Annotated in this window: 10 protein-coding genes; 5 read left to right on the top strand and 5 right to left on the bottom strand. The window is 71.3% G+C overall.

All coding sequences use genetic code 11. From position 1 onward, the window contains the following. Nucleotide 1 precedes the first annotated feature (1 nt). Genes FDO69_RS07070 through FDO69_RS07060 form a run of 3 tightly spaced genes read right to left on the bottom strand, consistent with a single transcriptional unit; the run spans nucleotide 2 to nucleotide 3,915 of the window. Nucleotides 2–397: a DUF742 domain-containing protein gene (locus FDO69_RS07070; protein ID WP_104778870.1), complete on the bottom strand. Its 396-nt coding sequence runs from the start codon at nucleotides 395–397 to the stop codon at nucleotides 2–4. A 9-nt stretch (nucleotides 398–406) separates the two neighbouring features. Beyond that, entirely contained in the window at nucleotides 407–841 is a 435-nt protein-coding gene (locus FDO69_RS07065; protein WP_104778869.1) for a roadblock/LC7 domain-containing protein, read from the bottom strand. Continuing rightward, nucleotides 838–3,915 carry a sensor histidine kinase gene (locus FDO69_RS07060; protein ID WP_104778868.1) on the bottom strand — a complete coding sequence of 1,026 codons (3,078 nt, stop codon included), beginning with the start codon at nucleotides 3,913–3,915 and terminating at the stop codon, nucleotides 838–840. Before FDO69_RS07060 ends, FDO69_RS07065 begins: the two co-directional genes overlap by 4 nt. Nucleotides 3,916–4,334: 419 nt before the next feature. Here FDO69_RS07060 and FDO69_RS07050 point away from each other — a divergent pair, with 419 nt between their 5' ends. After that, nucleotides 4,335–4,898, top strand: coding sequence for a hypothetical protein (locus FDO69_RS07050; RefSeq protein ID WP_420878490.1), 564 nt, complete (start codon nucleotides 4,335–4,337; stop codon nucleotides 4,896–4,898). A gap of 148 nt (nucleotides 4,899–5,046) precedes the next feature. Here FDO69_RS07050 and FDO69_RS07045 read toward each other — a convergent pair whose 3' ends face one another. Both FDO69_RS07045 and FDO69_RS07040 read right to left on the bottom strand, forming a co-directional pair. Further along, nucleotides 5,047–6,237 (bottom strand): NAD(P)/FAD-dependent oxidoreductase, encoded by a 1,191-nt coding sequence (locus FDO69_RS07045; RefSeq protein ID WP_170320849.1) that lies wholly within the window; start codon nucleotides 6,235–6,237, stop codon nucleotides 5,047–5,049. A 121-nt stretch (nucleotides 6,238–6,358) separates the two neighbouring features. Beyond that, nucleotides 6,359–6,682 carry a bifunctional 3-phenylpropionate/cinnamic acid dioxygenase ferredoxin subunit gene (locus FDO69_RS07040; protein ID WP_104778865.1) on the bottom strand — a complete coding sequence of 108 codons (324 nt, stop codon included), beginning with the start codon at nucleotides 6,680–6,682 and terminating at the stop codon, nucleotides 6,359–6,361. 316 nt (nucleotides 6,683–6,998) lie between these two features. Here FDO69_RS07040 and FDO69_RS07035 point away from each other — a divergent pair, with 316 nt between their 5' ends. The 4 genes from FDO69_RS07035 to FDO69_RS07020 all read left to right on the top strand — a co-directional run bounded on the left by FDO69_RS07035 (nucleotide 6,999) and on the right by FDO69_RS07020 (nucleotide 12,931). Beyond that, nucleotides 6,999–7,829 (top strand): IclR family transcriptional regulator, encoded by an 831-nt coding sequence (locus FDO69_RS07035; protein ID WP_104778864.1) that lies wholly within the window; start codon nucleotides 6,999–7,001, stop codon nucleotides 7,827–7,829. A 226-nt stretch (nucleotides 7,830–8,055) separates the two neighbouring features. After that, on the top strand, nucleotides 8,056–9,141 hold the full coding sequence (locus tag FDO69_RS07030; RefSeq protein ID WP_104778863.1) for an S-(hydroxymethyl)mycothiol dehydrogenase: 1,086 nt from the start codon (nucleotides 8,056–8,058) through the stop codon (nucleotides 9,139–9,141). Between the two features lie 156 nt (nucleotides 9,142–9,297). Next, nucleotides 9,298–11,748, top strand: coding sequence for a GcvT family protein (locus FDO69_RS07025; protein ID WP_104778862.1), 2,451 nt, complete (start codon nucleotides 9,298–9,300; stop codon nucleotides 11,746–11,748). A 34-nt stretch (nucleotides 11,749–11,782) separates the two neighbouring features. Continuing rightward, complete coding sequence (locus FDO69_RS07020) at nucleotides 11,783–12,931, top strand: aromatic ring-hydroxylating oxygenase subunit alpha (protein WP_170320848.1); 1,149 nt, start codon at nucleotides 11,783–11,785, stop codon at nucleotides 12,929–12,931. The last annotated feature ends 284 nt before the right edge of the window (nucleotides 12,932–13,215 follow it).

Genomic DNA, 13,215 nt, shown 5'->3' with positions numbered 1-13,215 from the left:
CTCACAGCGCTCGGAGGCCGTTGATCACGTCGCGCAGAATACTCTCGTCCGGCAGCTCGGCAGGGGGCACGGGCCGGTTCACATGGACGAATTCCGCGTCCACGAGATCTCCGACGAGGACCCGTACCACTCCGATCGGCAGGTCGAGCTCCGCTGCGAGTTCGGCGACCGACTGCGGGATGTCGCGGCACAGTTCGACGATATCCACATGCTCCGGGGAGAGCATGTGGTCGGCTTCCGGATCGTCCGCCTGCGGCTCCGCGACCACGACCGCAATCAGGTCCAGGCGGTGCTGGCCCTGGCTGCTGGTGCGGCCGCGGGTCATGGCGTACGGGCGGACGACCGGTCCGGCTTCGTCGTCGAACCAGTGGCTTCTTCCCTGACCGTCAGCGCTCATGCCATCCCACTACCCGCCTGCGGGCAGATCGGTGCGCGGTGCGGCCGCCAGATGCACGCCCACCCGCTTCACGAGGAGCGTCATCTCGTAGGCGACCTGGCCGACGTCCGAGTCGGCGTCCGAGAGGACGGCGAGGCAGCTGCCGTCGCCGGCCGCCGTCACGAACAGGAAGGCATCGTCGAGCTCGACGACCGTCTGGCGGACGTTGCCGGCCTCGAAGTGGCGTCCCACGCCCTTGGCGAGGCTGTGGAACCCGGAAGCGACGGCAGCCAGGTGCTCGCTGTCCTCCCTGGTCAGGTCCTTGGACAAGCCCGTCGGCAACCCGTCGCCGGAGAGCACGAGGGCCTTGCGGATGCTCGCGACACGGTCCACCAGATCATCGAGGAGCCAGTTCAGCTCCCCCCTGTTGGTCGCGGTGTGGCCGGTCGGCTTCGGTGCGGTCATCGACCGTCCCCCTCTGTCGTTCCTTGTGGTGCTGTGCCGCTGTGGGCCTCATCGCCCGCGGCGTTCTCCTCACGGCCGCGCTGCCAGCCTCGCTGGAGCGATGCCATGCGGCTGCGTACTTCCTCGGCGTCGCGTTCGACGGGCTCGGTCCTGTCCTCACCACGCGGCTGCGAGCTCCGCTTCAGCTGCGGGGCCAGGTTGGCCTGCCGGACGCGCCGGGGCAGCGGGGCGGTGCCGGGACCGGACTGCGGTGCGGGGCCGGTTTCCCGGGACGCCGCGCCCGAGCCCGTCTCCTGGCCGGGGGCACCGCCGGTGCCGGTCGGCGTGGAGTCGGAGCGTTGGTCCGATCGTTCCGGGCCGCTCGAGGCGATCTCCGCACGGCGTGTCCGCCTGGGGAGAGCCGACGGCTCCGACCGGGCGCCGGCGGCGCCGGGTGCGGCCGGTGACTCAGTGTGGTCCTCGGTGCGGCCGACCGCGCCGATGCCACGGCGGCCCGAATCCGTCCCGCGGCGTCGGGCAGGCAGCGGTGGCGGTGCGTCCGGCAGGGCGTCGCCACGACGGCTGCCGGTGGAGGGGTTCTCGGTGCGGCGCCGGGCCGGAAGCGGGAGCGCGGGTTCGGGTCCCGACCAGTCGGTGCTGCGGCCTGACGCGGGCTCCTCGCCCCGGTCGCGTGACGGGAGCGCCGAGGTGGTGCTCGTATCCGTCCGGCCGGTGGCGGGGGTCGTCTCCTCGTCCGTCCTGCCCCGCCGGGGGCGCTGCTCGGTCACCGGGCGCCCGTGCGAGCTGACCAGCTTGGGGGTGTGGCGGCGGGGCAGCGCGGCCGGGGCGCTCAGCTCGTCGCCGCTGTCGGTCCGCTCCCCCGTGTTGCGGGCGTCCGCCGGCTGCCGGCGCGGGTCGGTTCGGCGGTCTGCGCTCTCGTCCGGGTCGCGGGTGAGGGAGTGGCGGGGGCGGAACAGACCACCGTGTTCGCTGTCCTCGTCATCGATGGCGCCCGGGAAGTCTCCGATGGCGTCCAGGTCGACGGGGGCCTCGAGCTCGACCGGGCCGTCCAGCAGGGCGGCGGGCAGGCCGGGGCGCTGCGGGGGCGCGTGGGACAGTGCGGCGCGGCGGCTGCCCTGCGGCTCGTTCTCCGGGGCCAGCTGGGGGCGGTCGAGACGGAACCCGATTCCGTTGGTGTCCGGGACGTCGTCGGTGAGCAGCGTGTCGGGGATGAAGACCACGGCGGTCGTGCCGCCGTACGGGGAGGGCTGCAGGGAGACCCTGACGTTCTGGCGCTGGGCGAGGCGGCTGACGACGAACAGGCCGAGCCGGTCGGTGTCGGAGAGCTCGAACTCCGGCGTCTCGGCGAGTCGGAGGTTGGCGTCCAGGAGCGCCTCCGCGGCCATGCCGAGTCCACGGTCGTGGATCTCCAGGGTGAAGCCGTTGGCGACACGCTCGCCCAGGACCTGGACGGCGGTGTGCGGCGGCGAGAAGACCGTGGCGTTCTCCAGGAGTTCGGCCACGAGATGCGTGAGGTCGGCGACGGCCGGGCCGGTGATGGCGTTCCGGGGAAGGCGGCGGACCTCGATGCGCTCGTAGTCCTCGACCTCGGCGACGGCGGCGCGTACGACGTCCATGAGCTGTACGGGCTTGCGCCACTGACGGGAGGGCGCGGCGCCGGAGAGGATCACGAGGCCCTCGGCATGCCGGCGCATGCGGGTGGTGAGGTGGTCGAGGCGGAACAGGTCGGCGAGTTCCTCGGTGTCCTCGGTGCGGCGCTCCATGGCGTCGAGGAGGGTGAGCTGCTTGTGGAGGAGGACCTGGCTGCGGCGCGCGAGGTTGACGAAGACCTCGGAGACGCCGGCGCGCAACTCGGCCTGCTTGACGGCGGCTTCGACGGCCGCGCGCTGCAGGGTGTTGAGGGCCTGGCCGACCTCGCCCATCTCGTTCTTGTCGTATTCGAGGCGCGGGACCTCGGTCTCGACGTCGACCTGCTCGCCCGCGGAGAGGCGGCGCATGACGCTCGGCAGGCGGACGCCGGACGCCTCGTGGGCCTCCAGGCGCAGCTGCCGCAGATCGCGGATGAGGGTGCGGCCGACGCGTACGGACAGAAAGAGGGAGACCAGGAGCGCGATCAGGCCGAGGGCACCGGCGATGACCGCCTTGGCGATGACGCCGACGGCCACGGGGTGGACGCGGTCCTGATAGCGGTCGTTGGCCTGGTCGTTGAGGGTGCCGAGCTCGTCGAGCACGTTGCCGGCGGCGCTGTCCCAGCTCTTGGCGGAGACGCCGCGGGGGGTTCCGGCCCCGGAGGAGACGGCGGCTTCCTCGGCCACGCGCAAGGGGGCGGAGGAGGCGTTCTTCCAGAAGCTCTGGTAGCGGTCGCGCTCGGCCACGGGCAGCAGCGGCAGGTTGACGTCGTACATCAGGGTGCGCTGGGCCACGAGGTCGGAGATGTCCCGCTCTTCGGAGTGGGAGATCCTGCCGACGATCAGGGCGGAGCCGAGGAGGGCGTCCTCGCGGGAGAGCAGTTCGCGGGCGCGGGCGAGATTGACCAGCGCGCGGTACTGCTTGTCCAGTTCGATGTTGTCGACCACGTGCAGGTTGGCGAGGAGGACGTAGCAGGGGTCGACGAGCCGGTTGTAGAGGTCGAGGGCCTGGGTGCGGTTGACGGTGCCGTCCTCGACGCTGCGGCGCAGCGACTCGATGCCGTCGAAGCCGTCCAGGACGGCGGTCAGCCGCTCGTCGGTGTCCGCGCCCATCGCGTCACGTACGTCGGGGTTCCGGGCGTTCTCGCGGATGCCGCTGACGGCCTTGTCGGTGGCGGACCGGCTGCGCCGGAGCGCGGCGAGGCCGTCGGACGCGCGGGGGTCGGCGAGGTAGACGAGGGTCTGGCGGCGTTCTTCCTGGAGGACGCGGACGGTGTCCTCGAGGGGGTAGCCGATCTTCTCCACCACGGACGACACGTTGAACAGGTCGCTCGCCTCACGTCCCGTGAGCACGGTGGCGAAGGTCCAGATCGCGGTCAGGGACACCAGCGGCACGAGAAGCAGCGCCACGATCTTCCGGCGGATGGACTTCCCGCGAAAGCGCATGGCCTCCCCCAGCTCGGGCCCCCCGCTACCGGGGGTACACATGTGCGTCAACAAACGGCGCGAGCCTACTACCGACCCACAGGGAACTCGAAAGCCGGTCCGGAAGCTGAACTTCCGAGCCAGCCACGAGGCGTGGCGAGTTGTCCGGGCATTGCGGGAGTTGTCTCCCCGAAACCGGTGGTGGCGGCGCGGGTCAACCCCCGAGTGGCGCGTAGGCGGTTGGCTGAAATTTTTCGGTTTCCGGGAATCTTCGTGGGCGGCCGTTCGTCCTACTCCATGGGAAACGGGGGCGGAATCGGCCACAGGAGCCGCGTCCCGCACCTGGGCGGCGTAGAACAGCGCAAGCCGGGCAGCCACTGGGGAGCACGGGTCTTCGGATGCGAGCGAGCGGTCTGTTGGCGGTGGGGAGTGACACGGTGATGGGCACGGCGGAACGGCGCGGTGCGTCCAGGGCGGGCGAGGCGCGACTGACGGGGCATCAGAATGTCGATGCAACCGATCGCGACAGCTCCGAGGGCGTGGCGGAGCCCGGCGGGCAGGAGACGGGGGTTCTGACTCGCGAGGCGGGTCACGGCGCTCGGGAACGGCAGCATTACCGGCCCCTGTGGGTCGAGGAGCCCGCGCGGCGGCGCAGGCTGCCGGATCCGGTGCGGACGGCGGCCGTGCGAGCGGTCCTCCTCATAGCCGTGACGCTGATCCAGGCCATGGTGGCCTTTCTGTGCACGCTGGCGGGGTCCTGGCTGGCCTTCCCCATGGTGATCAGCAGTGTGGTCAGCACGATCGCGGCCACCTGGGGGGCGCTCGACGTGTGGGTGACACGCCAGGTCTGGAACCAGCGCAACGGCGTGGTGTCCGTGCCGAGCAGCACGGCGCGGGCCCTGCGGCGCGAGCGGCGGCGGACCCGGCGGCAGGAGCGTGCCGCCGAGCGGACGCAGGAGCGGATACGCCGGCGGGGTGGCACCGGGCAGTTGTCCCACTCGTGAGGCGGGGCGGCAGGTGTCGGGGTGAGGCGACCGGGGCCTGAGACTCAGCCAGGCAGTTGTCCCACTCGTGAGGCGGGGCGGCAGGTGTCGGGGTGAGGCCATCGAGGCCGAGACCGGCCACCGGGCCCGGATCCGAGCCCGCGCCTTCTCACCGTAGGAGCGACTGTGTCTGCCCCTCCCCCGCGTTCCGCGCGAGTTCACGCCTCGCCCGCATGAAAGGACGTGGCCGGTCCACGGCGAGGACGGCCGTCGTACGGCCGTCCCGTTCGTACCGGGCCAGGAATCCGCCCCCGGCCGATGCCCCGTCGGAGAGTTCGCCCTCAGTGATGCGAACGGTGTCGCCGTCCCGGCGCCTGCCGGCGAACTGGATGCGGGCGCCGTACTGGTCGGACCAGAAGTAGGGCACCGCGACGGCGGTCTCGGCGGTACGTCCGGCGAGCAGGTTGGTGACGGCGACTCTGGGCTGCTGGGTGGCGGACGTCCAGTGCTCGGCGCGGTGGCCGCCGACGCCGGCCACGTCTCCGACGGCGACGACCTGCGGCAGGGCCGTCACGCAGCCGTCGTCGCACAGGACGCCGTCCCTCAGGGCCAGGGGTGAGCCGACGAGCCAGGCGGTGTTGGGGACGGCTCCGATCCCGACGATCACGACGTCCGCGGGGAGACTGCGGCCGTCGGTGAGGTCCACTCCGGTGACTGCGGCGGTGCCTCGCAGCCCGGCCACGCCGGTTCCGGTCACGAGTTCCACGCCGGTGCGGCGGTGCAACGCGGCGCACACGGCGGCCATCTCGGCGCCCAGTTGGGGCACGAGCGGGAGCGGAGCGGCCTCGACGACGGTGACGGAGTGACCCAGGCAGGAGCACGACGACGCGGTTTCGGCGCCGATGAAGCCGCCGCCGATGACGACGACCCGGCGCGGGCCCCGGGTGAGTTCCTCGCGCAGGGCACGGGCGTCGTCGAGGGTGCGCAGCGTGTGCACACCGGCGAGGGTGTCGCCGGGCAGGCGGCGGGCCGAGGCGCCGGTGGCGATGACGACACCGTCGGTGGAGACGGTGCGGCCGTCGTCCAGCAGCACGGTCCGGCCTCGGGCGTCCAGGGCACGGGCGCGGACGCCGAGGAGCCACTCGGCGCCGAGTTCCGCGGTCTCCTCGGCGTCGGTGAGCGCGAGGTGGGTCTCGTCGGCCCGGCCGGTGAGGAAGTCCTTGGAGAGAGGTGGCCGGTCGTAGGGGGCGTGAGGTTCGTCGCCGACGATCACGAGACGTCCGTCGTAGCCCTGGGCGCGCAGTTCCCGGGCGGCGTAGAGACCGGAGAGCGAGGCGCCGACCACGGTCACGGTTCGCATGCGGGGCGCCTCCTCGCGGCGTCGGCATCGCCGCCACGCGCGCCCGTCATGGTGCGAGTGCCGAGGGTGCCCGTGCACTGCGCGCCGGTGCGGGTGCTGGGGACGCCGGTGCGCTGTGTGTTCACGCCGCCGTCCCCTCCTCCGCCGCGAGGTGCAGGTGGATGACTCCGTCGTCCACGGTGACGCGGTGGGTGCGGACGGGGCGGCGGGCCGGGAGGCAGGTCGGCGCGCCGGTGCGCAGGTCGAACGAGGCCGCGTGCAGCGGGCATTCGACGAGGCAGCCCTCCAGCCAGCCCTCGGAGAGGGAGGCGTCCTGGTGGGTGCAGGTGTCGTCGATGGCGTAGAGATCGCCGTCGTCGGTGTGGAACACGGCGACGGGCGGGGTCGTCTCGACGCGGAAGGACTCACCCTTGGGGAGGTCTTCGAGGCGGCAGACGGGAATCACGGGCCCCCCTCTCGGTCCGGGACGCATGGTCCGGACCAGTTTGGCCAGACTGTAGGCAGTTCCTGGGTGTGCCGGGGCCGGGGCGGGTCCGGGCACGGGAAAGGTGTTGGTGCACGTCATCCGGTCCCGTCGAGGTCGGGTCCCCCCTGCCGGGGGCTCGTTCCCTACCGGGATCCGGACGCTTCGGTAACATGATGTTTCACATCGCGCATGAGTAAGCGCTATACGCAACAGAATCCGGGCGGGACGACCGTCGCGTCAAGGGGTTCCCGCAGATGCGGCCCAAACCGGGCCGACAGGTGGTGAGAGTTCAGCCATGACCCGCACGCAGAAGCAGTCCGGCCAGGAGGAGAACGGAACCGGGAGCGGAGCCAAGCAGAGCGGCAGAGGCGCGGCCAGTGCCGTCCAGTCGGTGGACCGCGCCGTCAGCGTGCTGGAGATCCTCGCCCGGCACGGCGAGGCGGGGGTGACCGAGATCGCCGACGAGCTGGACGTGCACAAGTCCACGGCGTTCCGGCTGCTCGGCGTTCTGGAGAACCGCGGCCTGGTGGCCCAGGCGAAGGACCGCGGCAAGTACTACCTGGGGGCCGGTGTACTGCGCCTGGCGGGGGCGGCGGCAGTGCGGCTGGATGTCTCGCAGGAGGGCGTCCCGGTGTGCCGGGAACTCGCCGACGAGCTGGGCGAGACGGTCAACATCGCGGTGCTGGACGACGACGCGGCGGTCAACATCATGCAGGCGCGCGGCACCGCGTCCGTCACCGCGCAGAACTGGCTCGGCCGGCGCACTCCGCTGCATGCCACGGCCAGCGGAAAGGTGCTGCTCGCGCATCTGCCGCCGACCCTGCGCGAGGGCCTGCTGGCGCGCCCGCTGCACCGTTTCACGGAGCGCACCGCGACCGTCGGGTCCATGCTGCGCGGCGAGTTGGACACGGTGGTGCAGCAGGGGTACGCGATCACGACGGAGGAGCTGGAGATCGGGCTGGCGGCAGCGGCGTCGCCGGTGCGGGCGCACGACGGCAAGGTCATCGCGTCACTCAGCGTCTCGGGGCCGGTGTACCGGCTGACCGAGGAGCGGCTGCCCGAGGTGGCCAAGCGCACGGAGGCGGCCGCGATGGAGCTGTCCCGCCGTATGGGATACGGCTTCTGATGTAGCCCCGGCCGGTCGCCGAAGCCGCCGGGACACAGCGCGGGAACAGGTGAAATCCCTGGTCCCGCGCTGTTGTGTGTCCGGCGGATTTCGCCCGGTCCGTCCGCTTGTCCAAGGGTTGACCCGAACCATCGGCCGTACCTCTTGACGGCTCCTCGGTGGCGTTCCCACTATGTTCCCCATCGCGCAACCCATCGTGCACTGCGCAACAGCAGAGGAGCCTGTCGTGCCCCACGAGGTCCGTGCCGTAGTCGCTGTCGAGAAGGGTGCACCGGTCGAGGTGTGGACGATCGTGGTTCCCGATCCCGGGCCCGGGGAGGTCCTCGTCACTGTGCAGGCGTGCGGGGTCTGCCACACGGATCTGCACTACCGCGAGGGCGCGATCAACGACGACTTCCCGTTTCTGCTGGGCCATGAGGCGGCGGGCACGATCGAGGCGGTGGGCGAGGGGGTCACCGGCCTCGGACCCGGTGATTACGTGGTGCTGGCCTGGCGTGCCCCCTGCGGCGGTTGCCGCTCCTGTCGCCGCGGCCGTCCCTGGTACTGCTTCGACTCCCGCAACGCGGCCCAGCCCATGACCCTTCCGGACGGCACGCCGCTCTCCAACGCGCTCGGTATCGGCGCGTTCGCCGAGAAGACACTGGTCGCCGCGGGCCAGGCGGTGAAGATCGACCCGGCGGCACGCCCGGAGGCGGCCGGGCTCATCGGCTGCGGCGTGATGGCCGGCTACGGCGCGGCGGTCAACACCGGCAAGGTCGGCCGGGGTGACTCGGTCGCCGTGATCGGCTGTGGCGGCGTGGGCGACGCGGCGATCGCCGGCGCCTGCCTCAACGGTGCCATGAAGGTCATCGCGGTGGACATCGACGACAGGAAGCTCGACCAGGCGGAGAAGTTCGGTGCCACGCACACCGTCAACTCGCGGGGCACGGACCCCGTCGAGGCGGTTCGGGAGCTCACCGGCGGCTTCGGCGTCGACATCGCGATCGACGCGGTCGGCCGCCCGGAGACCTTCCGGCAGGCCTTCTACATGCGCGACCACGCCGGTCTGCTGGTCCAGGTCGGCGTGCCCTCTCCCGAGATGAAAGTCGAACTGCCGCTGATCGACGTGTTCTCGCGGGGTGGCGCGATCAAGTCGTCCTGGTACGGCGACTGTCTGCCGAGCAGGGACTTCCCGTTCCTCATCGACCAGTACCTGTACGGGTTGCTGGACCTGAACGCGTTCGTCAGCGAGACCATCGCCCTGGACCAGGTGGAAGCGGCGTTCGCGAAGATGCACCGGGGTGAGGTGCTGCGCTCGGTGGTCGTGCTCTGAGCTCCCGCACGGCGCCCTGAGTCCGCAGAAGCCGAGCCCCCCTCGGAAAGCCGCCTTCATACCTCGTAGCCGAGTTCCCCCTCGAACCGGCCCCTACCTCCCCGGCCGCAACGCTCCACTCCCCCAACGCGTCCAACCGTCCCGGCAAGGAGGGGCATGTCCAGCACACCCGAAAACCCCCGCGTGGTCGTCATCGGTGCCGGAATCGTCGGCTGCTCCCTCGCCGACGAACTGACCGCCCGCGGCTGGACCGACGTCACCGTCCTCGAACAGGGGCCGCTGGCCGCCCCCGGCGGCTCCACGTCGCACGCTCCCGGCCTCGTCTTCCAGACCAACCCGTCGAAGACCCTCACCGCCCTCGCCCGGTACACCGTCGAGAAGTTCAGCTCGCTCGACGTCGACGGCGTCTCCTGCTTCCACCAGGTCGGCGGCCTGGAGCTGGCCACCACCCCCGAACGCCTCGCGGAGCTGCACCGCAGGGCCGGCTACGCCGCCTCCTGGGGGGTGCGCGGCGAGATCGTCGGTGCCGCCCGCTGCAAGGAACTGTGGCCCCTGATCGACGAGTCGGTGGTCCTCGGCGGCTTCCACACCCCGGACGACGGCCTCGCCCGCGCGCTGCTCGCCTGCCACGCCCAGATCGCCCGGGCCACCGCGCGGGGCGCCCGTTTCCTGGACCGGCACACGGTCACGGGCATCGAGCAGACGGACGGCCGGGTCACCGGCGTCGTCACCGACCGGGGCACCTTCCCGGCCGATCACGTCGTCTCGGCGGCGGGGTTCTGGGGTCCGGTCATCGGCCGTATGGCCGGAGTCGGCGTGCCTCTGCAGCCGCTCGCCCATCAGTACGCCAGGACCGGGCCGCTCCCCGAGCTGAGCGGAGCCACGGCGGAGGCCTCGAAGCCGATCCTCCGCTTCCAGGACCGCGACCTGTACTTCCGCGAGCACACCGACCGCGTCGGCATCGGCTCCTACGCCCATCGTCCCCTGCCCGTGGACCCGTTCGCCGTCCTGCCGTACGACGAGGCCCGGGCCCGGAACATGGACATGCCGTCCTCGTACCCGTTCACGGAGGAGGACTGGGCCCCCAGCTGGGCCGACTGCCGGCAGCTCATGCCCGCCCTGCGCGACGCCGAGATCGAGGCCGGTTTCAACGGCGTCTTCTCCTTCACCCCGGACGGCATGCCGGTCCTCGGCGAGTCCCGGCAACTGCGCGGCTTCTGGCTGGCCGAAGCCGTCTGGGTGACGCACTCCGCCGGTGTCGCCAAGGCCGTCGCGGAGTGGATGGTGGACGGGCGGCCCTCGATCGACCTCCACGAGTGCGACCTCACGCGGTTCGAGGAGGCGCAGCGCTCACCGTCGTACGTCCTCGAACGCGGTGCGCGGCAGTTCGTCGAGGTGTACGACGTCATCCATCCGCTCCAGCCGATGGAGCGCCCGCGGCCGCTGCGTGTCAGCCCCTTCCACGCCCGCCAGCAGCAGCTCGGCGCGTACTTCCTGGAGGGCGGCGGCTGGGAGCGCCCGCACTGGTACGAGGCGAACGCTCCGCTCGTGGACGCCCTCGGGCCGCTGCCCGAGCGTGACGCCTGGTCGGCCCGCCACTGGTCCCCCGTCGCGGCGGCCGAGGCGAAGGCGACCCGCGAGGGCGTCGCCCTCTACGACATGACGCCCCTGCGCCGCCTGGAAGTCACCGGCCCCGGCTCTCTCGACTTCCTCGACCGCATGACCAGCAACAACCTCCGCAAGAAGCCCGGCGCGGTCACCTACACCCTCCTCCTCGACGAGTCGGGCGGCATCCGCTCCGATCTCACCGTGGCCCGTCTCGCGTCCGACCGCTTCCAGGTCGGCGCCAACTCCCCCGCCGACCTCGACCGGCTGCTGCGGCACGCGCCCGCCGGCGTCCACGTCCGGGACATCACCTCCGGGACCTGCTGTGTCGGCGTGTGGGGCCCGCTCGCCCGCGATCTCGTCCAGCCGCTCACTCCGGACGACTTCTCCCACGAGGCGTTCGGCTACTTCCGGGCCAAGGAGACGTACATCGGGCACGTCCCGGTGACGGCCATGCGGCTCAGTTACGTCGGCGAGCTCGGCTGGGAGCTGTACACCACCGCCGACCTGGGGCTCCGGCTCTGGGACACGCTGTGGGACGCCGGCCGGGAGCTCGGCGTGATCGCGGCGGGTCGCTCGGCGTTCAACTCCCTGCGCCTGGAGAAGGGCTACCGCGCCTCGGGCGTCGACATGACCGACGAGCACGACCCGTTCGAGGCCGGTGTCGGCTTCGCGGTCCGCATGGACCGGGACGACTTCGTCGGCAAGGCCGCACTCGCCCGGAAGAGCGAGGCCACCCAGCGCCTCACCCCACTGCTCCTCGACGACCCTGCCGCCGTGGTCCTCGGCAAGGAGCCCGTCTACCTGGACGACCTCCCGGCCGGCTACGTCACCAGCGCGTCGTACGGCTACACGCTCGGCCGCTGCGTGGCGTACGCCTGGCTCCCCGCCGGTCTTCCCGCGGGCACGGGCGTGCACATCGAGTACATCGGCGAGAAGGTCCCGGCCACCGTCGCCGACGAGCCGCTGTTCGACCCGAAGATGACGCGCATCCGCCGCTAGGGGACCTGCCTTAACCTCTCTGAGGAGCACGCACGTGACGACCACCCCGATCACCCCGAGCCTGATCGCCACCCTCCCCGGGCACTACTACACCGACCCGGAGGTCTTCCGGCAGGAGCAGGAACGCGTCTTCGAGTCGATGTGGTTCTGCGCCGTCCGCAGCGCCGACCTCGACCGCCCGGGCGCCTTCCGCACCGTCCAGGTCGGCCGCGAGAACGTCATCATCACCCGTACCCGCAAAGGCGACCTGCGCGCCTTCCTCAATGTGTGCCGGCACCGCGGGGCGCGTCTGTGCACGGAGGAGTCGGGCGAGATCCGCCGCACGCTCCAGTGCCCGTACCACGCGTGGACGTACGACCTCGACGGGAGGTTGATCGCCGCGCCCAACTTGATCAAGATGCCGGACGTGGACCGCGTCGCGTACGGGTTGATCCAGGTGGCCCTGCGCGAGTGGCTCGGCTACGTCTGGGTGTGCCTGGCCGACGAACCGCCCTCCTTCGAGGAGACGGTCCTGCAGGCGGCAGTCGAGCGGCTCGGCGACGTCGCCGCGATCGATCATTACGGCACGGAGAACCTCGCGCTGGGCAAACGCATCACCTACGACGTGAGGGCGAACTGGAAACTGATCGTCGAGAACTTCATGGAGTGCTACCACTGCGCGACGATCCACCCCGAACTGACCGAGGTGCTGCCGGAGTTCGCGGACGGATACGCCGCCCAGTACTACGTGGGCCACGGCGCGGAGTTCGGCGACGACGTCAAGGGTTTCACGGTCGACGGCAGCGAGGGTTTCGGCAGGCTGCCCGAGGTGAGCACCGACCAGGACCGCCGCTACTACGCCATCACGGTCAAGCCGACCGTCTTCGTCAACCTCGTCCCGGACCACGTCATCCTGCACCGCATGTTCCCGCTCGCCGAGGACCGCACGGTCGTCGAGTGCGACTGGCTGTACGCGCCGGAGGTGGTGGAGTCCGGGGCGGACGTGTCGAAGTCCGTGGAGCTCTTCCACCGGGTGAACGTCCAGGACTTCGAGGCCTGTGAACGGACGCAGCCGGCGATGGCTTCCCGTGCCTACCGCAAGGGCGGTGTGCTGGTCCCCACCGAGCACCACATCCGGATCTTCCACGAATGGCTCGTGGAGCGGCTGGGAGGCGCCCATGCCGGACCTGTTCATCGACGGTGAGTGGCGGGGCACACGGGCGAGCGGCTGGTGGAGAGCGCCTACGACATCGACGACATCGCGCACTCCTTCCGCTGCTTCGGGCGGCTGATCGGTCTGGTCTTGTTCAGCTGCGGCTCGGCACGGTCTGGATCGACGACTGCCACCCTCATGTCCCACAGGCGGCGGAATGGGACGGTTTCAAGCAGTCCGGCTTCGGACGAACTCGGGCCCGCGGGGCTCACCGAGTATCGCGAGACGAAACACCTCTGGCGCAACACCCGCCCCAACCCTCAGGGTTGGTTCGA

It is taken from the genome of Streptomyces tibetensis (assembly GCF_007655005.1).
Taxonomy (GTDB): domain Bacteria; phylum Actinomycetota; class Actinomycetes; order Streptomycetales; family Streptomycetaceae; genus Streptomyces; species Streptomyces tibetensis.
Note: the sequence above shows the minus strand (reverse complement) of the source record. Positions and strands in the feature narration are given on the sequence as shown.